The sequence below is a fragment of the Phenylobacterium sp. genome, from assembly GCF_037968635.1.
Taxonomy (GTDB): Bacteria; Pseudomonadota; Alphaproteobacteria; order Caulobacterales; family Caulobacteraceae; genus Phenylobacterium.
Genome location: NZ_JBBKVV010000018.1, coordinates 1 through 20,724 on the forward strand (window position 1 = coordinate 1; position 20,724 = coordinate 20,724).

Genomic DNA, 20,724 nt, shown 5'->3' on the forward strand with positions numbered 1-20,724 from the left:
GCGCGCCAGTTGGCGGGCGGGGTGGGCACGTCGCGGAAGATCGCGCCGCGGGCCGCCGTGCTGGCGCCGCCCGACATCTGTTCCAGGTCTTCGACATTGGTGCCGACATTGCCCATGTGCGGGAAGGTGAAGGCGACGATCTGGGCCATGTAGGAGGGGTCCGTCAGGATCTCCTGGTAGCCGGTCATGGCGGTGTTGAAGCAGACCTCGCCCACCGCATCCCCGGCCGCGCCGACCCCGATGCCCTGGATGACGGTCCCGTCGGCGAGGACGAGAACTCCGGTGACGCCAGGCAGCAGCTCGCTCATGATCCGGGGCTCCATCTTTGTCGCAAGGGGTGGGCGTCGAGGCCCGCCCGGCTATAGCATGTGCGCCGGGTAAACGGGCGCGTAGGTAGTGAGTCCCGTCCCTTGGGTCAATCTGATCCTCGACCAGGAGGTTCCATGAGCACCTATATCGATCCCGACCGTCAGGCCTGGGAGCTGTTCAAGGGCCTGCCGCGCGACCAGCCGATCCAGATGCTGAACCTGGTGCGCGTGAAGGCCCGGGCGGAGTACCCGCAGGGGCACCCCGACCACGGCAAGGAAGTGACGGGCCTGGAGGCTTACCGCGCCTATGGCCGCACCACCGCGCCGATCTTCCAGCGGCTGGGCGGGCGGCAGATCTGGGCCGGCAAGCCGCAGGTGATGGTCACCGGTCCGCAGGACGAAGCCTGGGACCTGGCCTTCATCGCCGAATATCCCAGCTCCGAGGCCTTCATGGCCATGGTCCGCGACCCAGATTACCGGGAGTTCGTGAAGCATCGCACCGCCGGGGTCGCCGACTCCCGTCTGCTGCGTCTGTCCCCGGTCGACCCGGGCGAGGGGTTCGGGGAGTAGGGCGGAAAACGCGGCAATTCTGTCATTTCAGCCGGCGCCCCCGGCTGGCAGTCTCGCCCGGAAACCCAGGAGGCTTCCATGCTCGCCCTTCGTCCCAACTGCGAGTGCTGTGACCGCGATCTGGCGGCCGACAGCCCCGACGCCCGCATCTGCACCTTCGAGTGCACCTTCTGCGCCGATTGCGTGGACACCCGGCTGGGCGGCGCCTGCCCCAACTGCGGCGGAACCTTCAGCGTGCGGCCAATCCGGCCGGCGGCGCTGCTGGCGAAGTATCCGGCGTCGACGGACCGGGTGCTCGGCAAGCACAAGGGCTGCGCCGTCTAGCCGCCCCCGCGCAGTCCCTATTCGGACGACACCTGGGTGTCGCAGAATGTCACCTCTTCCCTCGCCGGCGCGGCGCAGACGAAGCGCGACTTGCCGCCGGACGACAGTGTGTTCTTGCCCAGGGTCAGGGTGATCGGCTTGTCCTCCGAACAGCTGATCGCGCCACAGGTCCAGCCAGGCTTGGTGCAATAGACCGGATAGAGGCGGTCGGCCTGCTGCCGTGCCACCGCCATGCTTTCGTAGGACTCTCCTTCCACCCCGTAGCGGACCTGGCTCACCTTCTTGCAATTCCGATCCCTTGATTTCGTCGCGCTGCTCCCTGCCAAGGCCCCCTGCGGGGCGGGAGAACCCGGCGTGATCGGGCGCGCCGCGGCTTGGCTCTGACCGGCTCTCGGAGCGGCGGGCCGGGAGGCGGCCGCAGGGGCGCTCGGAATGCTGCGCTCGGCCAAGGCGGCCGCACGCCGAGCCTCGTTGTAGCGCCGGTCGGACGCCGCGGCTTCGTCGATGATGGCCTGGGAGCGCGCGTTCATCACAGCGGCCTCCTGCATCCCGGCGGCGTAGGCCTGGCCTGCGATCAGGGCGCCCTGGAAAAGTTGGCCGATAAGGGCGTCCCGGTCGTCGCGCCGCTGCGCAGCGGCCTGGAACTGGGCGCGTCGGGCGTCGGCGTAGCGGCGCGTGACCTCGATGGCCTCGTCAGCTGGTAGCCGCCGGACGGGCCAGTAGGCCTGGGGCGCGCCGCCCGCGAACCGGGTCATCTGTAGATCTCCGGAAGGCAAAATCCGGAAGTGATCGCCGAAGCCCCAGTCATAGTATGTGGCGATCGAGTCTGCGCCGATCATGCTCAGGACGTTGAAGGTGTTGACGTTCTTGGCGACCCACTCCTCGCCGGTGAAGACGAAGGCGCCCTTGCCGACATGGCTCTGGAAGTTCTTCAGCGGCGCGCTCCGGTGAAAGCGACCGGTGGTGTCGGCGATCCTGAGTTCGACGCCATCGCCGACCTTCACAAACGAGACGATGGTGCCCTGGGCGCCCAAGAACACCTGTCCGGACAAGGCGCGGACCACCGCGTTCCTGGCGGTCCACTGTTTCTCCCAGGCCTGGGTATATGGCCGCTCCTCCACGTCGAGCTGGTAGGCGCCTTTCCCCTTCACGCCTCTGACCGTGACATAGACGGTCTCGTCGCCCGTCATCTCCCAGTCGGTGATCGTCCAGTTGTCGAGGCGCCCCCAGCAGGCGAAGGAGTTCGGATCTGGGACCTTGCAGAGAGTCACATTGACCCGGTCGGTCGCCGTCAACTTGACCTTGTAATAGTAGCCCGGTCGCGCCTGGTAGGTGTGCTGCGCGTACTTCTCGCCGAGGAAGCCGTTCGCCTTGCCGTCGCGGACGTCAGCCTTGATCGCCAGGACAGACTGGGCTGCCTGTTGGCTCGCCGGAGCGGCGGAGGCCGCTGACACCGCGGACAGCTCACCCTTCAAGGCTGCGCAGGTCGCCGGGCTCGCTTCGGGCTTCGCTCCGCAAAGCTCATCATAGGCCGACTGCGCTTTCGACTTCGCCTTTGACTGCGCTCCCGCGCCCGCCGGCGCCGTAATCAGGACGCCCACCGCCAAGGCCAACCCCATCAGCCCTCGTGCAGGGCCGCGCCACCTATCGTTTGTCATCTATCCCCCCCGAGGTTTGAGGAGGATGCCGTGATCGCGCGCCCTCGGCCAGACTTTTGCGGCGGCGGCACCTCTCGTCGAGCCCTCCGAGTTCGCCTCGAACGGCTCGGCCGCTGCAACAGGGTGGCTTGGGCGCGCCGGGCGGGCTAACTCCGCGCATGCCCCGCATCAAGCAACCTTCCGAGTTCGAGATCGCCGTCGACGGAGAGATCTACGTCTGGCGGTTCCACCGCCGGCCCCAATGGTCTGGCCCCGCCGCGGACTGGCGGGGCAAGGTGGTGGCGGTGCGCCACAAGGACGGCCAGCGGGAAGCCATGCTGGAATTTCCGCCAGGCCCGCCGCCTCGCCACGGGGCCCCGCAACCGCAGGCCTCAATGATTGCGCCGGAACTGGTGGCCAAGGCCATCGCCTCGGCCATCACCGCGGGCTGGGATCCGCAGTCGCGCGGGAAAACCGTCGCCATCGTGGTGGATGAGGACGGCGGCTGAGGCTGAAGACGGGGCCCGATAAACGTCACCGCGCGAGGCCTTAGTCCAGCACCCCCGAGATCGCCTCGAACAGCTCCTCCGCTCTAAGCGGCTTGCCGATGTGGCGGTCGGCGCCGGCGGCCGCCGAAGCCTCAACGTCGGTGGTCGAGGTGTTGGCGCTGATCACGATGATGGGCGCGCGAGGCAGGCCGGCGCCCTCAGCCTTGCGGATGGCGCGGATCGCCTCCAGTCCGTCCATCACCGGCATGCGCAGGTCCATCAGCACCACGTCGAAGACTCCGGCGCGCCAGGCGTCCACCGCCTGCTGCCCGTTCTCCACGCTGATCACCTCGGCGCCGGCGGCGCTGAGCATCAGCTCCACCACCTTGCGGTTGGTGGGATTGTCATCTGCGGCCAGGACCCGCAGGGCCGGTACGTCGGAGGGCGCGGCGGCCGGTGCGGCGTCGGCGGCGCGGGCCCGATCTCCATAGTCCAGCAAGCCGTTGACCAGGCCGTCCAGGTCCTGGGCGCTGGCGATCATGTCGGAAAGCAGGGCGCGCTGGATTTCGGTGAGATCGGTGCCGGCCAGTGCCTGGCCCAGGCCCAGGACGCCATTCAGCGGGGTGCGCAGTTCGTGGCTCATGTCGGCGAGGAAATCGGTCTTGGCGCGGTTGGCGGCCTCGGCCCGGTGCAGGGCTTCCTCCAGGGCCTCGGCCTGCTGCTTCATGGCTGTGATGTCGACCCGTAGGCCGATGACACCGCCGTCCAAGGTGCGGCGCTCCTCAATCATCAGCCAGCGGCCGTCGGCCAGGCGCTGCTCGTGCCGCTCGCCGGAGGGATTGGTCAGCTTGTCGAGGCGGGCGGCGAGCCATTCCTCCTCGCGCCCGATGGCGTCTGGATAGTCGCCCCGCGCCACGCCGGTCTTCAGGGTGTCCGAGAGCTTCTCGCCGCGGCGGAACAGGTCGGCGGAACGGTGGTAAATCTCCGCATAGCGCTTGTTCCACAGGATGTATCGGCCCTCGGCGTCCAGGAAGACGACGCCTTCCGGCAGCAGGTCGATCGCCTCGCGCAGACGGTCCTGGGCGGTGGCGGCGTCCGCCTCGGCGGCGGCCACCGCATGGTCGCTCAAACGCCGGCCCAGGCTGCGAAGCCGCCGTCCGATCCAGCCGGAAATTCCAGCCTCTGCCATGCAAAACGCCCCGGGGAGGACACACCAAAGAATGGAGGTCACGGCAGCTCAAATTGGTTGCGAAAGTGCGACCTTCGCCATCCCTGGTCGTAAGCTTTTCACGGCGCCTGGCGATTAAGCAGACAAACCCATCGGCGCCCGCGACTTGACCGCCTTTCACTCCGCGACCGAAGCGACGTATTCAGAGCCCATGTCCACGACCATCACCACCGTCGGTCTCGATGCCGACGATACGCTCTGGCACAACGAGACCCTGTTCCGCCTGACCCATGACCGCTTCAGCGCCCTGCTGACCGGATTCGCGGACGCCGAGGCGATCGAGGCGCGGCTGGCGGAGGTCGAACGGCGCAATTTGCGGCTCTACGGCTACGGAGTGAAGGGCTTCACCCTCTCCATGATCGAGACCGCGATGGAGCTCTGCGACGGCGAGGCCCCGCCGTCGGTGGTCCGCGAGATCCTGGCCGCCGGCAGGGAGATGCTGAACGAGCCGGTGGAGCCGCTGCCGGGTGTCGAACGCTGTCTGGCCGAGCTCTCCGAGCGCTACCGGCTGGTGCTGATCACCAAGGGTGACTTGCTGCACCAGGAGCAGAAGCTTGCCGCATCGGGCATGGGTGACCTGTTCGCCGCCGTTGAGATCGTCAGCGAGAAGGACGCCGGCACCTATGACCGCGTCTTCGCGCGCCACGGCACCGGCGCGGCGCAGGCGGTGATGTGCGGCAATTCCATGCGCTCCGACATCCTCCCGGCGCTGGAGGCGGGCGCCTATGCCGCCCACGTGCCCTATCCCCTGACCTGGGCCCACGAGCTGGCCGAGGCGCCGAGTGGCGACGACCGCTTCGTCGAACTGGCCTCCATCGAGGACCTGCCGACCTGGATCGCGAAAATCGTCTGAGCTGATGTCACAGCCGCCCGGTCGCGCCCGTCCTTGGGGTGTTGATCGGGAGGGTTTCGATGACACGCATCATCGCCGTGGTTCTGGCCGTGACCTTAAGCGCCAACGCGCTCTTCATGCTGGGGGCGCCGCTCGCCTGGTATGACGCTGTGCCGGGGGTTCGGAGCACCGGCGCTTTCAACCCGCACTTCGTCCGCGACATCGGCGCGGCCTATCTGGTGGCGGCGATGGGGCTGGCCTGGTTCGCTTGGCGGCCCGTTCAGGGCTGGCCGGCCCTGGTGGCGGGCGCGCTGTTCCTCGCCCTGCATAGCGGTATCCACCTGTTCGACGCCAGTTGCTCGGCCAGCCCGCTGGCCAACCTGATCCGTGATTTCCCGGGCGTCTTCCTGCCGACCCTGCTGGCGGGCGCGATCGCCGTTCTCCGCCGACCCAAGGAGGTTTGAGATGTTGCGCACCCTGCTGAAGGGCCAGATCGACAAGATGGAGCGAACCTGGGGCTACGACGCCGCCTATATGCGCTTCCTGCTGCGGGCCTTGCCGCTGAGCTTCCTGAAGTTCGGTTTCGTCAGTCAGATGGTGGACCGCAAGGCCGCTCCCGGCGAGGCGCTGGCCGCCGCTGGCATCGCCGGGACGTTGATCGAGGATTGCGGCCCCTGCACTCAGATCTCCGTGGATATGGCCGCGGCCGGAGGCGTGAAGCCCCAGGTCCTGCGCGCCATTCTGGCCGGCGATGTGGTCGCCATGGGCGAGACCGCAGCCCTGGCCTGGCGGTTCACCAACGCCAGCCTGGCCCGCGACATGGAGGCCTGCGACCCCCTGCGCGACGAGATCGTCCGCCGTTGGGGGGAGGCGGGGCTGGCGGCCATCAGTCTCGCGCTCACCACCGCACGGATGTATCCGACGCTCAAATACGCCCTGGGCTATGGGAAGGCCTGCTCGCGTGTGACGGTGGAGGGGCAAGCCACTCCCGTCGTCCATTTGATGGCCGCCTAATGACCGACACCGACGCCTTCGAAGCCCAGCGCCCCAGGCTCACCCGCCTGGCCTACCGCATGCTGGGCTCGGTGGCGGAGGCCGAGGACGCCGTGCAGGACGCCTGGTTGCGCTGGACGCGGGCGGGTCCGGAGGTGGTCGATCCCGCCGCCTGGCTGGTGCGGGTCACCAGTCGCCTCTGCATCGACCGCCTTCGGGCCGCCAAGACCCGGCGCGACGCCTATCGCGGCCCCTGGTTGCCCGAGCCGCTGATCGAGGAACTCTCCGTCGATCCGGTGGAGCGGGCTGAGGATGTTTCGGTCGCCTTTCTGCTGGCCCTGGAGCGGCTGTCGCCCCTGGAACGGGCTGTCTTCCTGCTGCACGACGTGTTCGACGAGGACTATGCGCAGGTCGCCGAGACGCTCGGCAAGACCGAGCCCGCCGTCCGCCAACTCGCCACCCGCGCGCGGGCCCACGTCAAGGAGACCCGGCCTCGCTTCACCGTCAGCCAGGAAGACGCCGCCAAGCTTGCCGCCGCCTTCATGATGGCCGCGGCCCAGGGCGACATGTCGGCCCTGTCGGTGATGCTGGCGGAGGATGCGGTGATGGTCACCGACGGCGGCGGCAAGCGGAGCGCAGCCCTGCGCCCGCTGATCGGCCGCGAGGATATCGTGCGCCTGATGGAGGGCCTGGCCTGGCGCGGCGCGACCGGTGCGCTCAGCTTCCGCTCAGTGCGGATCAACGGCTATCCCGGCCTGATCCTGGAGCGCGAGGACGGCCCCATGACGGTGGCCTTCCAACCCGGCGAGGACGGCAAGCTGGCGGGTATCTACATGGTCCGCAATCCCGAGAAGCTGGGGCATCTCAACGACTAGTGGACGAGAGACGCCTGGCCGGCTGCGGTTCCTAGCAGCGCCTTCGGTGAGATAGGGGTTATGCCGGGGCGGGGTGGCAGGACATCGGGGGTCTGGATGTCATGCGCCAATCCCAACAGGCCAAGCGCCTGGATGAAGCGAAATCCGATATCGAACTGCCCGGGATAGAGGCCGTGCCGCGCCGAGCCGGGGAAGGCATGGTGATTGTTATGCCAGCTCTCGCCCATGGTCGGGATGGCCGCCCAGGGCAGATCGTGAGCCTGGACGCCTGCATCGTCCACCAGCCAGCTCTGAGGGCCCTCGCTGTGGCACAGGCGGCCGACGTACCAGTGCATAGTGTTGCAGGTGAAGATCCGCACGCACACGCCCCAGACCACGAAGCTCCAGCCGCCGAGCGCATACAGGCCGAGCGCGATGGGGATCTGGTGCAGCATCCAGGTGCGTTCGAGGAAGCGGTAGAACTGGTCCTCGGCGATCTCCGGCCCGGGATCGAAGGCTGGCGCGCTATCGAGATCGAGGCGGCAATGCAGGTTCCACCATCCGTCCCACAGCGCGCCGCGGCCATGCCGCAGGAAGTCGTGGCAATCGGGCTGGCGCTGGGCCCAGTCTCTCAGGTCGTGGATGCGGATCGTCCAGAGCGGCCCACCCATGCCGACCGCCGCGCCAAACCAGACCAGGGTCCGCTCTACGCCCTTTGGGCACTTGAAGCTGCGGTGGATCAGCCGGCGATGATAGCCCACCGAGTGGCCCGCGCAGAGCACGACGGCGCTAAGCGCCAGGAAGGCGGCCAAACCGCCCCAGGTGAAGAGCTGCGGACCCAAGACCAGGGCTCCGGCCATCATCGACCCGTTCCACAGTGACCGGACGGGTGACCAGCGCACGACGCCATGCTTGGGATTGGAGCCCGGCAGCAGCCGTACCGAATTGACCTTAAAGGGGTCGTGAGGTTCCTCGCCAAGCGTCATCGCCGTCCTCCGGTTAGATAATTCGCAAATTACCTAATTCATTGCCTGACGCTGATCAAGTGATTAGCTAACGGCCTAATTATTCGGGAAGCCACCTCCGTGCAGCGCGTGTTCGAAGCCCTCTCGTCGACGGTCCGCCGCAAGATCCTGGCCTACCTGTCCCATGCGGAGCTGACGGCGGGCGACATCGCCTCGCGGTTCGACATCTCCAAGCCTTCTGTGTCGCAACACCTGAGCGTTTTGGAGAATGCGGGCCTGGTGAAAAGCGAGCGGCGAGGGCAGTTCGTGTTCTACAGCCTCACGCCCGACAACATGGTCAACGCGCTGAACGACTTCGTTCAGGAGGTCTGCCCGGTTTCCAAGCCCCTGAAGACGGAGAGCGCGGCGATCAAAGCGCGCAAAAGCCAAACTTAAGCCAACTCGGTGCGGCTCCGAGACGACTTGAGAGAGACTGTCGGATTGATCGACAGCCCCGTATGATGGCGCGTGCGCTTCGACGAACACTTCCTCGACGAGATCAAGTCCCGCCTTCGCCCGTCCGATGTCATCGGCAAGACGGTGAAGCTGCGGAAGCAGGGGCGTGAGTATGTCGGCCTGTCGCCCTTCACCAAGGAGAAGACGCCGTCGTTCTACGTGAACGACGACAAGGGGCAGTTCTTCGACTTCTCCTCGGGCAAGACCGGCGACCTGATCAGCTTCCTGCAGGAGACCGAGCGGCTGACCTTCGTGGAGGCCGTGGAGCGGCTGGCCGCCGAGGCCGGCGTGCCGCTGCCCGCCGTCGATCCGCGCGCCGCCGAGCAGGAGAAGGTGCGCCAGGGCCTGTCGGACTGGCTGGAGCTTGCCGCCCAGTGGTTCGAGGCAGAGCTGCGCCGCCCGGTGGGCAAGGCCGCCCGCGACTATCTGGAACGCCGGGGCCTGCCGGAGAGCGAATGGGCTCGCTTCCGGCTGGGCTTTTCCCCGAGCGGCCGCACGGCGCTCAAGGATTACCTGATCGCCAAGGGCGCCCACCCCGGTGAACTGGTGGAGACGGGCATGCTGATCGCGCCGGAGGACAACGGCGCGCCCTATGATCGTTTCCGCGATCGCATCATCTTTCCCATCACAGACGCTCGCGGCCGTGTGGTCTCGTTTGGCGGACGCGCCATGGATCCGCAGGCGCGGGCCAAGTACCTGAACGGGCCGGAGACCTCGCTCTTCCACAAGGGTCATCTGCTCTACGGCCTGGCTGAAAGCCGCAAGATCCTGGCCGCCGCGCCGTCGGGCGAGACCCCGCCTCTGGCGGTGGTGGAAGGCTATATGGACGCCATCGCCTGTCAGCGGGCCGGCATCGCCGCCGTGGCGCCCATGGGCACGGCGCTGACCGAGGATCAGATGGAGCTGCTGTGGCGCCATCACGCCGAGCCGACCCTCTGTTTCGACGGCGACCGGGCCGGCGTCCAGGCGGTGAGCCGCGCCATTGACCGCGCCCTGCCGATCCTGAAGCCCGGCAAGAGCTTCCAGTTCGCGGTGGTGGAAGGCGGCAAGGACCCCGATGAGGTGCTGCGCGAGCAAGGTCCCGCCGCCCTGCGCGGCCAACTGGCCGACACCATCCCCTTCGTCGACGCCCTCTTCACCCGCGAGCGGGACGCCGAGAACCTGGACACGCCCGAACGCAAGGCTGGTTTCAAGGGCCGGCTGCGGCAGATCGCGGCGACCATCGCCGACAAGGACCTGCAGCAGGCCTATCGCGAGGAGCTTCTGCGGCGGTTTGACGCGGCCTTCGGCCGTCAGCCGCAACAGGCCTTCCAACCGCAACAGGCGCGCCGCCCCTTCACCCGGGGCCGGTTCTGGAAGCCCGAGGACGAGGCCATGCGTCCGCAATCGGCGTTGGCGCAGACGCGAACCATGGTGGCGCAAGGCTCCAGGCTCGATCCGATCGTGGCCGCGCTCACCCAATACGCCATCAATGATCCGGCGATTCTGGACGACCATCTGGAGGAGTCCTTCACCGCGAAGGGGTTCGGCGATCCGGTCCTTTCGGAATTGGCGAAGGAAATCATCCGTCTGCGGCTGGACGCCGAACACCTTGACTCTGCCACCCTGACACGCCATCTCGCATCCTGCGGGTTTAACGCGCTACTGACAGACATCGACCGGGCCGCATCGCAAGCGGGCGCGCCCTTCATGAAATCGGATGTCTCCCTCGAAGCCGCTAGATCGCAGTGGTCGCAGGCCTTCGCTCGCCTTTCCAGGTTGGCGGCGCTCGACGAGGCTATCGGATCCGCGAAGGGCAACCTTCGTGGGCGATCCGATATGGAGGTCCTCGAGCGCCTGAAGGGTGAACGCGACGCACTGAAACGCGCGATCAGAGAATGGAACGATTAGGGCGGATGACGGGTCGTACTTGGGTGCGATCCTGTTTTGACCGCCATTCACCATCTTCGGCCCGACCCTTGCAGGGGGTTCGCGGCTGAAATCGGAGACCTAGATGAGCACGACCACGGCTGAAGCTGAACCGACGGAAACCACTGGCGGCGACGGGCCCCTGCTCGACCTGACCGATGCCGGCGTCAAGAAGTTCATCAAGCAGGCCAAGGCCCGCGGCTACGTCACGATGGACGAACTGAACAAGGTGCTGCCCAGCGAGGAAGTCACCTCCGAGGCCATCGAAGACACGCTCGCCATGCTGTCGGAGATGGGCGTCAACGTCGTCGAGGCCGAGGAAGACGCCGAGGGCGGCGAGGTCGCCGTCCGCGAGGAGACCGCGGTCGTCGAGACCCCGAAAGAAGCCGCCTACGACCGCACCGACGACCCCGTGCGCATGTACCTGCGCGAAATGGGCTCGGTGGAGCTGCTGTCGCGCGAGGGCGAAATCGCCATCGCCAAGCGGATCGAAGCCGGCCGCGACACCATGATCCGTGGCCTGTGCGAAAGCGCGCTCACCTTTGAAGCCATCATGGTGTGGCGCGAGGAGCTGGGCACCGGCCGCATCCTGCTGCGCGAGGTGATCGACCTCGACCTGACCTATAACGGCATCAACGCCGCCGCCGCCGCCGAGGCCCTGGCCAATGCGCCGCCCGAGGAAGAGGAAGCCGAAGAGGCCGAAGCCGAGGTCACCGCCGATGGCGAGGCCGTGGCCAAGGGCGAAAGCGACGACGACGACGACTTCGACGACGGCGCGGGTCCGACCATCAGCGCCATGGAAGCCGAGTTGCGCGAAGGGGTCATGGAGACCCTGGACGCCATCGCCTCGGAATTCGACGCCTTCCGCGCCCTGCAGGAAAAGCTGGTGGGCAAGCGCCTCAAGGGCGAGGACCTCTCCGACGCCGACCGCAAGGCCTATGAGACCGCCAGCCTGGCGATCGTTCAGCACCTGAAGACCCTGAAGCTGAACAACAACCGCATCGAGGCCCTGGTCGAGCAGCTCTACGCCATCAACAAGCGCCTGATGGGGCTGGAAGGCCGCCTGCTGCGCCTGGCCGACAGCTACGGCATCAGCCGCAACGAATTCCTGAAGGCCTATTTCGGCTCGGAACTGAACCCCAATTGGTCGGACCAGGTGAAGCCCCTGGGCGTCCGCTGGACCAAGTTTGTCGAGAACGACGCCTCCCAGATCGGCGACATCCGTCACGAGGTGGCCGCCCTGGCCACCGAGACCGGCGTGCCGATCGACGACTATCGCCGCATCGTCCAGACCGTCCAGAAGGGCGAGCGTGAGGCCCGTCAGGCCAAGAAGGAAATGGTCGAGGCCAACTTGCGCCTCGTGATCTCCATCGCCAAGAAATACACCAACCGCGGCCTGCAGTTCCTTGATCTCATTCAGGAAGGCAACATCGGCCTGATGAAGGCGGTCGACAAGTTCGAGTACCGTCGCGGCTACAAGTTCTCCACCTACGCCACCTGGTGGATTCGTCAGGCGATCACCCGCTCGATCGCCGACCAGGCCCGTACGATCCGCATCCCGGTGCACATGATCGAGACGATCAACAAGATCGTCCGCACCAGCCGCCAGATGCTGCACGAAATTGGCCGCGAACCGACTCCGGAGGAACTGGCCGAGAAGCTGGCCATGCCGCTGGAGAAGGTCCGCAAGGTCCTGAAGATCGCCAAGGAGCCGATCAGCCTGGAAACCCCCATCGGGGACGAGGAAGACAGCCACCTGGGCGACTTCATCGAGGACAAGAACGCCATCCTGCCTATCGATGCGGCCATCCAGTCCAACCTGCGCGAAACCACCACCCGCGTGCTGGCCAGCCTGACGCCCCGCGAGGAACGCGTCCTGCGCATGCGCTTCGGCATCGGCATGAACACCGACCACACCCTTGAGGAAGTCGGCCAGCAGTTCAGCGTGACCCGCGAACGCATTCGTCAGATCGAGGCCAAGGCGCTGCGCAAGCTGAAACACCCGAGCCGCTCGCGGAAGCTGCGCAGCTTCCTCGACAGTTGACGATCAGCGCCTTCGGGATGAGCATCACGCGATGGCCGACGGCGAACTGACCCTGAAGCTCGATGACGACACCGTTCGCCGCCTCAAGGCGGCGGCGGACGCGGCTGGACGGGCCGTCGAGGACTATGCTCAGACGCTGATCGCCGACGGTCTGGATGATCGGTGGTCGGAGTCGCTCCGGCGTCTCGAAGAGTATGACCGCACCGGCGAAAGCCTTTCGGTCCAGGAGGCCCTCGAACACTTCGACAATAGGTTGCGAGACCGGCTGGCGAACCCGCGTTGACGCGGGACGTCCGGTTATCTGTTCGGGCGCGGATCGATATCGAACGCTTGGTCGATTTTCTGATCGAGAAGAACCCCGACGCCGCCAAACGGGTGCGCCAAGTCTTGGCGGAGGCCTTGGCGTCTCTAGAGGTGTTTGCCGACCGTGGCCGGCAAGGACCCCGCGCCGACCTTCGTGAACTTCCCATCCGCATTGGCGGCGCCGCCTACATGATCCAATACCGGGTCACGCCAGAGAGCGTGCTGGTGACTCACATCTTCCACAGTCGCGAAGGCAGGTCTTCGGCGTAACACTCCGCTCCCGCGTTACAGCAACTTAATTCCACCCGACCCGTCTCTCCCCCTAAACTCGCCCCAACGACAGCGGAGGGTGGCGATGAGTCTGGGCAAGGTGATGGCGGCGGCGTGCGCGCTGGCCATGGTGGCGACCCAAGGCTGGTCCGCCGACCCCTCCGCGGCGGCCGAGGCCCAGACCAGCGCCGACAACATCAAGGCCCACGTCACCTTCCTGGCCAGCGATCTGCTGGAGGGCCGCGAGGCAGGCTCTCGCGGCTATGACATCGCCGCGGCCTATGTGGCCTCGCAGATGGCGCAACTGGGCCTGAAGCCGGGCGGCGACAACGGGACCTATTTCCAGCATGTGCCGATGGTGGCCTTCCAGGCCGCCGACCAGGGCAGCTTCGTCCTGCGCGACAGTGCGGGCAAGGCGACGCCCCTGGTGTTCGGCGAGGACTATCTGGTGGGTCGCAATCCGGTGGCGGCCTCCACCTCGGTCGCCGCGCCCCTGGTCTTCGTCGGCTTCGGAGTCGTCGCGCCCGAGCACCGGCGTGACGACTATGCGGGCCTGGATGTGAAGGGGAAGATCGTCGTCGCGCTCTCCGGGGCGCCGTCCGCTTATCAGACCGAGGAACGGGCCTACTATTCCAGTGGCCGGACGAAGCGGTCCTTGGCGGAGGCGCGGGGGGCCGTGGGCTTCATCCAGGTCAATACGCCGGGCGATGAGAAGCTCTATCCCTTCGCCAACTCGGCCCGCGGGTGGAAGTCCTGGGGCATGAGCTGGCGCACGACCGCGGGCGCAGCCTTTGCCGTGGCCCCCGGTGTTCCGGCGCTCGCCTCGATCAGCGTGAAGGGCGCAGAGAAGCTGTTCGCCGGCGCGCCGGTCGATCTGAAGCGCATCACCAAGATGGCTGAGTCCAAATCTCAGGCGCCGCCACGCTTCGTGCTGCCGACGACCCTGGAGGCCAGCTTCGCCACCACCATCAAGCCTGTGGAGAGCTCAAACGTCGTGGGCCTGATCGAGGGGAGCGATCCGGTTCTCAGGGATCAGGTGGTGGTGCTGAGCGCCCATCTAGATCATCTGGGGATCGGCGCGCCGGTCAAAGGTGACACGATCAACAACGGCGCCCTCGACAACGCCGCCGGCAGCGCCATCACCCTGGAGGTCGCCCGCATGTTCATGGCCTCGGACCACAAGCCCAAACGCACGATCCTCTTCCTGCTCGACACCGGCGAGGAGAAGGGGCTGGTGGGGAGCGAGTACTTCGCGCGCAATCCGACCGTCCCGCTGGCCAGCATCGTGGCCGATGTCGATCTGGACATGCCGATCCTCACCTATGACTTCACCGACGTGATCGCCTTCGGCGCCGAGCGCTCTAGCATCGGTCCGGCCGCGAGGCGGGCGGCGGCTGGGATGGGTCTGAAACTCTCCCCCGATCCCATGCCGGAGGAGGGGTTGTTCACCCGCTCGGACCACTACCGTTTCGTGGAGGTCGGCGTGCCGGCGGTGTTCTTCATGACCGGCTTCGCCAATGGCGGGGAGAAGGAGTTCCGCACCTTCCTGGCGGAGCGCTACCACAAGCCCAGCGATGACCTGAACCAGCCCATAAGCTGGTTGGCCGGCGCCAAGTTCGCCCGGCTGAACTACGAGGTGACACGGGAACTGACCGACATGGCCGAGCGACCGGCCTGGAACAAGGGCGACTTCTTCGGCGTGAAGTACGGTCGGGCGCCCTAGCGCCAGCCATAGTTGAAGCTGATCGAAATCCGCTCGCGCTTGGCGGCGTTGGGTGGGACCTCATGGCGCAGCCAGCTCTCCCAGAGGATCAGGCTGCCGGGCTCCGGCTGCAGGTAGACGAAGGTCTTCGCGCTCTCGTCCGCGTCCGATACGCGCGGCGGAGCGGCCATCATCAGCGGCAGGCGCGGGTCCTCCAGCTTCAGGGCGCTCGCCCCCTTCGGCGTGGCCACATAGACCGTGCCGGAGAGCACGCTGTGGGGGTGGATGTGGCCGGAGTGGGCCGCGCCGGGCTTGAGAACATTGACCCACAGGCTGTCCAACTTCAGCCGGCCGCCGCGCAGATCCATCTGCAGGTCGGCGGCGAAGGCCTTGGCATGCTTGTCGAGCTTGGTCTTCAGGTCGCCGAACACGCTGGCCCGCTGGGGCAGATCGTCGAGGGAGGCGTAGGAGGTATAGCCACCATAGGCGTTGTCGCGGCACCAGCGCTGGCCGGCCACGTCCTCGTCGGCCAGCATGCGGCAGGCGTCTTCGAGTTCGGCGTTGAAACCCTCGAACCCCTTTTCGGTGGCGAGGGAGGCCTCATAGACCTGGGTGACGAAGAGTGGACGCGTCGGCATGCGTCCGCGCTACTGGGCCTAGGCCAGGATGTCCAGCAGGCTGTCGGTCATCTGATCGGCGGTCTTGATCACCGCCAGGTTGGCGCGGAACTCGGTCTTGGCCGTGATCTGTTCGATGGCCTCGTGGGTGTAGTCCACGTCGAAGGCGGGATCGCCCATCTGAGCCGTCCGCTGAGCGGAGGCTTCGAAGCGTTGGGATGCGGCGAACAGGCCGTACTGCGCCGTGGCGATGGGGTTCATGGATCAGGCCCTCCGTGAGCCTGAGCATGAACCCCGCGCGGTAAAGCTTTCGCCAGCGAAGATGGTGAACGCTTCAGGCGTAGGCGTATTTCGGGCTCCAGGCTGTGACGCCCTCCGGGATCATGTCGAAGAGGTGGTAGGTGATGCAGAAGTCGTCACCGGGGCCGAGCTCGGCGTCGGAGACCCGGACGACCTGGTCGCCGCGCTTCTGGAAAACCGAGACCCCTGGATGCCAGCCGCCGTTCGCGCCGCGATAGCCCATGTCCGCCGCGAAGCTGGACCCTTCGTGGCTGACCATCGGGAAGCGCCATCCCCGTCCGACGGCGAAGTCACGCTGGACGGCGGGGGTGTTGGGGCTGGAGACCACGAAGGCCGCGCGGCTGCCCAGGTGGTCATAGACCCCGTTGAAGCCGTCGGCCCACATGGTGCAGCTGGTGCAGCCGGTCCCCATGTTGTGGATCACGAAGAGGTCGGTCTTGTCGCCGAACAGGGCCGACAGAGCGACCGGGCCGTCCAGGGTCTGGAAGACGTAGTTCTCGACGGGCTGCGGCTCGATGGCGGCCTGGACCTCGCGCATCTGCTGGCGCAGGGCGGTGATCTGGGCGCGGTGGCCGTTCAGGCTTTCCGTGGCTTGGGCGTAGTTCATCACCGATCATCCTTCTTGGATTGGGCGCGCTCGTCGTCGAGACGCAGGAGGTGTTGGGCCAGGGTGTCGAAGCCGGCCTGCCAGTACTTGGCGTAGCGGTTCATCCAGACCGCGGCGTCGTAGATGGGCGCTGCGTCCAGGGTACAGCGGCTGATGCGGCCGCTGCGGGCCTGGCGGACGAGCCCCGCGCGGACCAGGACCTGGATGTGACGGGAGACAGCCTGGAGCGAGATGTCGAAGGGCGCGGCCAGTTCCGAGACCAGCAGGGCGCCCTCGTCCAGGCGCTCCAGGATCGACCGCCGGACGGGATCGGACAGGGCGAAAAAGACCGCGTCGAGGGCGTCTTCCGGAGCCGGTTTCAGAGATGTCGAGGCCGTGAGCATGGCTCGAATATAATCAATCCAATGGTTGAGAGTCAATCAGATGATTGATTGTTTTTCCGTCTGAAACTTGCCACCTTCTGGGGGTGTTATCTTCTCGAAAACACGGAGGAATCCCCCATGATCCGCATAACGATGATCGCAGGGCTGGCCCTGGCGGGTTCGGCCGGCATGGCCCTGGCTGGGCCGATGAGCAACCCGCCCGGCGAGCGAACCATATGTCTGGATGTTGGTGGTCAGAGCCTGCCGGCGGTGTGCAAGGTCCCCGCCAGCCGCCTGGATAGGCGCGAGGACTTCTGCCTCTGCCACGAGGGCGTCAAGGTCACCGTCCCAGTCTGCGGTCCAGGCGAGCGAGCGCCGTCGGAGAACATCGCCTACGAGAAGGCGCGCAAGGCCGCCGCCCGCGACGGCAGCCTGATCGGCGACCTCTATGAAGGCCGCTCGATGTGTATCGCCGCGCGGGACCCGCTCAGCCACAACTGAGCGGGCTCGCGGTCACGAGCTATTTGCCGAGCGCGCCGTAGACCAGTTTCTGGAACACCGGCAGAGCCACCCGGCCGCCCATGCGCTGGCCGGTGGCCAGTTGGCTGGCGGCCTCGGGACCGAGCGGCATGGAGTTCTGGATCAGGTACAGCATGACCATGTCCTCCGCGGGGTCGGCCTGCCACCACGTCCCGAAGGCCCCGGGCCAGCCAAAGGCGCCCGCCGAGCCCGCGCCCATCCAGGCCTGCTTCTCGGGGTCGGTGATCACCGAGACGCCGAGGCCGAAGCCCTGGCCCATCCAGAAGGGGATACCCATGAAGGGGATTTCGCGCTGGGCCTCGGTGAGGCGGTTGGTGGCCATCAGCGCCACGGTCTCGGGCTTGAGCAGCCGCACGCCGTTCAACTCGCCCTTGTTCAGCATCAGGCGCGCGAAGGTCAGGTAGTCGTCGGCCGTGGAGATCAGGCCGCCGCCCCCGCCGCAGAAGGCCGGGGCCACGTCTTCGTCTGGGTAGGAGACGTCCTGCAGTTTGTCGGTGGCCGGATCGATCCGGTAGAGGTGGGCCATCCGGTCGCGCTTCTCCGGCGGGCACCAGAAGTCGGTGTCGACCATGCCAAGGGGCTTGAAGATCCGTTCCATCAGGAACTCGCGGAACCCCATCCCGGCGATGCGGCCCACCAGGAACCCCAGCACATCGGTGGAATGGCTGTAGTGGAAGCGCTCGCCCGGCGGGAAGGACAGCGGCAGGGTGGCGAGCTTGGCCATCCACTCGTCGGGCGTATTGGGATTGGAGAGCGGCGCGCCCAGCACTTCCTCATAGGCGTGCGCGATGGGGCCGACCGAAGTGAAGCCGTAGGCCAGGCCCGAACGGTGGGTCATCAGGTCGTCGATGGTGATCTCGCGCGGCGCGTCATAGACCTCGTCCAGCGGACCGGTGGGCGACTTCAGCACCTTCATGTTGGAAAACTCGGGCGCCCACTTGGTGATGGGATCGTCCAGCTTCACCTTGCCCTCTTCCATCAGCATCAGCAGGGCGACCGAGGTGATCGGCTTGGTCATCGAGGCGATGCGGAACATCGTGTCGCGGGTCATCGGCTTTCCGGCGGCGACGTCGCGCATGCCGATGGTGTTGACCTGGGCGACCTCGCCCTTGCGCCACAGCAGGGTGACGAAGCCCGACAGGTCGCCGGCGTCCACCACGCCCTGCAGGTTGGGCGCGATCTGCGCCAGGCCCGCCGTATTGAAGCCGCCCAAAGACTGATCGCCGTCCATACCCATATCCACCCTGTTGGCGCGAGGCTGAGCGCCCGCGCGATTAGGGGCTGATTGCGCCGGGTGACGCAGGCGCCGTCAAGCGAAAGGCGAGGGCCTTGCGTCCAGCCACCGCCCCTGCGCGTAACAGTCGAGACGCTCAGCCGACTGGACCGCCGCCCATGCCCCATCCTCTCCGGCTCGCCCTGACGGCGGGCATAGCCGCCCTGACGGCTGCCTGTTCGCCGCTGACGATGTTCTCGACCCTCACGCCCAAGGACCCGGCGACGCGGGCCGATGTGGGGACCGCCTATGGGCCGCTGTCGCGCCAGAAGCTGGACGTCTATGCGCCGCGCAAGGCCAAGGGGCCCGCCCCGGTGGCGGTGTTCTTCTACGGTGGGTCATGGGATTCCGGGCGACGGCAGGACTATCGCTGGGTCGGCCAGGCCCTGGCGGCGCAGGGCTACCTGACAGTAGTGCCCGACTACCGCCTCTTTCCTGAAGTGACCTATCCGGGCTTCCTGGACGACGGCGCCCTGGCCATCCGTTGGGCGGTGGACCACGCCGCGGACCTGGGCGGCGATCCCAGCCGCGTCGTGCTGGTGGGCCATTCGGCCGGCGCCTACAACGCCGTCATGCTGGGCTTTGATACGCGCTATCTGAAGGCTCAGGGCGTCGACCCGAGGACCATCAAGGCGGTGGCTGGGCTGTCAGGCCCTTACGACTTCGTCCCTATCGATGGGGCGATCACGCGCCGGACCTTCGGCGGGGCGGCTGACCTCGCCGCGACCCAACCGGCCCTCTACGCGGGCAAGACCCGGCCGCCCGCCTTCCTCGCCACGGGCGACAGCGACCGCACGGTCTATCCGCGCAACACCCGCACGCTCGCCGCCGCCATCCGGGCGGCGGGTGGGGCTGTGGAGGAGAAGCATTATGCCGGCGTCGATCACGCCGGGACGGTGCTCGCCCTGTCGCGGCCCTTCCGGGGCAAGGCGCCCATCCTGGCCGACATGACCGCTTTCCTGGACGCTGCGGTCAGATAGCGCCGGTTGACAGGATCGCGGCGCTTGGCCAAAGCCTCGCCATGGCCTTCGCTCTGATCCGCGCCGCGCAGCAACAACACCGTCCTTCGGCGGTGCGGGTGCGCGCGATCTGTTCGGGATAACTTCCGTCCACATCGAATGAGCCACCAACCCCGCCCGGCCGGCGGGGTTTTTCTTTGCCGTCCGGGCTTCCCCAGAAGGAGACCCAAGACATGACCCGCTTCTATGACGGCGACGACGCCGTGGCCCGTATCGCCCACGGTGTGATCGACAAAACCCTGCCCAAGCCGGAATGGACCCACGCGGCCCATTTCGCCGCGGCCTTGTGGCTGCTGCGCGCCCGGCCACTGGTCGCCGTGGCGGCGGCCATGCCCGGCCTGATCCGCGCCTATAACGAAGCCACCGACACCCCCAACACTGACACCGGCGGCTATCACCACACCATCACCCTGGCCTCGCTCGGGGCTGCGGCGGATTTCCTGGGGCAGTATGGCCATGACCATTCGCTGCACCTGGTGGTTGATGACCTGATGGCTTCGCCGTTGGGGAACCCCAGCTGGCTGCTGGAGTACTGGAGCAAGGGGCGGCTGTTTTCGGCGGCGGCGCGGCGGAATTGGGTGGAGCCCGACCTGCAGCCTTTCCCGCATGGGGTCTGAGGGTCGCTTGGCGCCGGTCGAGGTTTCGGCCACCTTCGGCCCCATGTCCCCACAGATCATCATCCTCAACGGGGTCGGCAGCGCCGGGAAAAGCTCCACGGCCCGGGCGCTGCAGAAGATCTGCGCCCGGCCGTTCCTGCATGTCTCGATGGACGCGTTTCTCGACATGATACCGCCGGCGATGTTCGGCCATGCCGACGGGCTGGTGTTCGAGACCCTCGACGACGGCGGCAAACCCTCGGTGGCGATCCACAGCGGTCCGGTGATGGCCGCCGCCATGCGGGGCATGCGCCGGGCGATCGCGGCGATGGCGGCGGCGGGAAACTCCCTGATCGTCGACGACGTGATCATCGATCCCGCCGACGAGGCCGACTACCGCGCGCTGTTGGCCGGGTTCGAGGTGCGCTTTGTCGGGCTGTTCGCGCCGCTGGAGGTGCTGGAAGCCCGGGAATTGGCGCGGGGCGACCG

The 20,724-nt window shown here is 66.9% G+C and carries 26 protein-coding genes; 17 read left to right on the forward strand and 9 right to left on the reverse strand.

Annotation, left to right across the window (positions count from 1 at the left end):
* Positions 1–311: carbamoyl-phosphate synthase domain-containing protein (locus AAC997_RS02010; protein WP_340644053.1), on the reverse strand; the 311-nt coding region annotated here is incomplete at its 3' end.
* A 132-nt stretch (positions 312–443) separates the two neighbouring features.
* Between AAC997_RS02010 and AAC997_RS02015 the strand changes: the two genes are divergently transcribed.
* Positions 444–878, forward strand: a complete 435-nt coding sequence (locus AAC997_RS02015) for a DUF1330 domain-containing protein (RefSeq protein ID WP_340644028.1) — start codon at positions 444–446, stop codon at positions 876–878.
* 78 nt (positions 879–956) lie between these two features.
* Complete coding sequence (locus tag AAC997_RS02020) at positions 957–1,202, forward strand: DUF1272 domain-containing protein (protein ID WP_340644029.1); 246 nt, start codon at positions 957–959, stop codon at positions 1,200–1,202.
* A gap of 17 nt (positions 1,203–1,219) precedes the next feature.
* Here the strand turns inward: AAC997_RS02020 and AAC997_RS02025 are convergent, their stop codons facing one another.
* Positions 1,220–2,821 (reverse strand): hypothetical protein, encoded by a 1,602-nt coding sequence (locus AAC997_RS02025; protein ID WP_340644030.1) that lies wholly within the window; start codon positions 2,819–2,821, stop codon positions 1,220–1,222.
* Positions 2,822–3,018: 197 nt separating this feature from the next.
* On the opposite strand from AAC997_RS02025, the gene AAC997_RS02030 reads away from it, so the two are divergent.
* Positions 3,019–3,348, forward strand: a complete 330-nt coding sequence (locus AAC997_RS02030; protein WP_340644031.1) for a hypothetical protein — start codon at positions 3,019–3,021, stop codon at positions 3,346–3,348.
* 40 nt (positions 3,349–3,388) lie between these two features.
* Here the strand turns inward: AAC997_RS02030 and AAC997_RS02035 are convergent, their stop codons facing one another.
* Positions 3,389–4,516, reverse strand: coding sequence for a response regulator (locus tag AAC997_RS02035; RefSeq protein ID WP_340644032.1), 1,128 nt, complete (start codon positions 4,514–4,516; stop codon positions 3,389–3,391).
* A gap of 190 nt (positions 4,517–4,706) precedes the next feature.
* Here AAC997_RS02035 and AAC997_RS02040 point away from each other — a divergent pair, with 190 nt between their 5' ends.
* Genes AAC997_RS02040 through sigJ form a run of 4 tightly spaced genes read left to right on the forward strand, consistent with a single transcriptional unit; the run spans position 4,707 to position 7,255 of the window.
* A complete protein-coding gene (locus tag AAC997_RS02040) occupies positions 4,707–5,408 on the forward strand; it encodes an HAD family hydrolase (RefSeq protein WP_340644033.1) in 702 nt (233 codons plus the stop codon).
* A gap of 59 nt (positions 5,409–5,467) precedes the next feature.
* Positions 5,468–5,851 (forward strand): hypothetical protein, encoded by a 384-nt coding sequence (locus tag AAC997_RS02045; RefSeq protein ID WP_340644034.1) that lies wholly within the window; start codon positions 5,468–5,470, stop codon positions 5,849–5,851.
* Between the two features lies 1 nt (position 5,852).
* The gene (locus tag AAC997_RS02050) at positions 5,853–6,401 is read left to right on the forward strand and encodes a hypothetical protein (protein ID WP_340644035.1); all 549 of its coding nucleotides are present in this window, start codon (positions 5,853–5,855) and stop codon (positions 6,399–6,401) included.
* On the forward strand, positions 6,401–7,255 hold the full coding sequence (sigJ, locus tag AAC997_RS02055) for an RNA polymerase sigma factor SigJ (RefSeq protein WP_340644036.1): 855 nt from the start codon (positions 6,401–6,403) through the stop codon (positions 7,253–7,255). Before AAC997_RS02050 ends, sigJ begins: the two co-directional genes overlap by 1 nt.
* Here the strand turns inward: sigJ and AAC997_RS02060 are convergent.
* Entirely contained in the window at positions 7,252–8,220 is a 969-nt protein-coding gene (locus tag AAC997_RS02060; protein ID WP_340644037.1) for an acyl-CoA desaturase, read from the reverse strand. The genes sigJ and AAC997_RS02060 overlap by 4 nt on opposite strands.
* 99 nt (positions 8,221–8,319) lie before the next feature.
* Here AAC997_RS02060 and AAC997_RS02065 point away from each other — a divergent pair, with 99 nt between their 5' ends.
* From AAC997_RS02065 to AAC997_RS02090, 6 genes are all read left to right on the forward strand, one after another.
* Positions 8,320–8,634, forward strand: coding sequence for a metalloregulator ArsR/SmtB family transcription factor (locus AAC997_RS02065; RefSeq protein WP_340644038.1), 315 nt, complete (start codon positions 8,320–8,322; stop codon positions 8,632–8,634).
* Between the two features lie 72 nt (positions 8,635–8,706).
* Entirely contained in the window at positions 8,707–10,584 is a 1,878-nt protein-coding gene (gene dnaG / locus AAC997_RS02070) for a DNA primase (RefSeq protein WP_340644039.1), read from the forward strand.
* A 103-nt stretch (positions 10,585–10,687) separates the two neighbouring features.
* On the forward strand, positions 10,688–12,646 hold the full coding sequence (gene rpoD / locus AAC997_RS02075; RefSeq protein WP_340644040.1) for an RNA polymerase sigma factor RpoD: 1,959 nt from the start codon (positions 10,688–10,690) through the stop codon (positions 12,644–12,646).
* Between the two features lie 31 nt (positions 12,647–12,677).
* The gene (locus AAC997_RS02080) at positions 12,678–12,929 is read left to right on the forward strand and encodes a hypothetical protein (protein WP_340644041.1); all 252 of its coding nucleotides are present in this window, start codon (positions 12,678–12,680) and stop codon (positions 12,927–12,929) included.
* Positions 12,926–13,219, forward strand: a complete 294-nt coding sequence (locus tag AAC997_RS02085; RefSeq protein ID WP_340644042.1) for a type II toxin-antitoxin system RelE/ParE family toxin — start codon at positions 12,926–12,928, stop codon at positions 13,217–13,219. The genes AAC997_RS02080 and AAC997_RS02085 overlap by 4 nt, the downstream gene beginning before the upstream one ends.
* An 85-nt stretch (positions 13,220–13,304) precedes the next feature.
* Entirely contained in the window at positions 13,305–14,942 is a 1,638-nt protein-coding gene (locus tag AAC997_RS02090) for a M28 family metallopeptidase (protein ID WP_340644043.1), read from the forward strand.
* Here AAC997_RS02090 and AAC997_RS02095 read toward each other — a convergent pair.
* The 4 genes from AAC997_RS02095 to AAC997_RS02110 form a co-directional block, all read right to left on the reverse strand.
* The gene (locus AAC997_RS02095) at positions 14,939–15,559 is read right to left on the reverse strand and encodes a TIGR02466 family protein (RefSeq protein WP_340644044.1); all 621 of its coding nucleotides are present in this window, start codon (positions 15,557–15,559) and stop codon (positions 14,939–14,941) included. The genes AAC997_RS02090 and AAC997_RS02095 overlap by 4 nt on opposite strands.
* A gap of 18 nt (positions 15,560–15,577) precedes the next feature.
* A complete protein-coding gene (locus AAC997_RS02100) occupies positions 15,578–15,799 on the reverse strand; it encodes a flagellar basal body rod C-terminal domain-containing protein (protein ID WP_340644045.1) in 222 nt (73 codons plus the stop codon).
* 73 nt (positions 15,800–15,872) lie between these two features.
* On the reverse strand, positions 15,873–16,445 hold the full coding sequence (locus tag AAC997_RS02105) for a DUF899 family protein (protein WP_340644046.1): 573 nt from the start codon (positions 16,443–16,445) through the stop codon (positions 15,873–15,875).
* A complete protein-coding gene (locus AAC997_RS02110) occupies positions 16,445–16,828 on the reverse strand; it encodes a metalloregulator ArsR/SmtB family transcription factor (RefSeq protein WP_340644047.1) in 384 nt (127 codons plus the stop codon). Before AAC997_RS02110 ends, AAC997_RS02105 begins: the two co-directional genes overlap by 1 nt.
* Positions 16,829–16,945: 117 nt before the next feature.
* Here AAC997_RS02110 and AAC997_RS02115 point away from each other — a divergent pair, with 117 nt between their 5' ends.
* Positions 16,946–17,308, forward strand: a complete 363-nt coding sequence (locus AAC997_RS02115; protein WP_340644048.1) for a hypothetical protein — start codon at positions 16,946–16,948, stop codon at positions 17,306–17,308.
* Between the two features lie 19 nt (positions 17,309–17,327).
* On the opposite strand, the gene AAC997_RS02120 is transcribed toward AAC997_RS02115, so the two are convergent.
* The gene (locus tag AAC997_RS02120) at positions 17,328–18,578 is read right to left on the reverse strand and encodes a serine hydrolase domain-containing protein (RefSeq protein WP_340644049.1); all 1,251 of its coding nucleotides are present in this window, start codon (positions 18,576–18,578) and stop codon (positions 17,328–17,330) included.
* A gap of 161 nt (positions 18,579–18,739) precedes the next feature.
* On the opposite strand from AAC997_RS02120, the gene AAC997_RS02125 reads away from it, so the two are divergent.
* The 3 genes from AAC997_RS02125 to AAC997_RS02135 form a co-directional block, all read left to right on the forward strand.
* Positions 18,740–19,600, forward strand: coding sequence for an alpha/beta hydrolase (locus AAC997_RS02125; protein ID WP_340644050.1), 861 nt, complete (start codon positions 18,740–18,742; stop codon positions 19,598–19,600).
* A 212-nt stretch (positions 19,601–19,812) separates the two neighbouring features.
* Positions 19,813–20,256 (forward strand): hypothetical protein, encoded by a 444-nt coding sequence (locus tag AAC997_RS02130; protein ID WP_340644051.1) that lies wholly within the window; start codon positions 19,813–19,815, stop codon positions 20,254–20,256.
* A 7-nt stretch (positions 20,257–20,263) separates the two neighbouring features.
* The coding region (locus AAC997_RS02135; protein WP_340644052.1) for an AAA family ATPase at positions 20,264–20,724 on the forward strand (461 nt) is incomplete at its 3' end.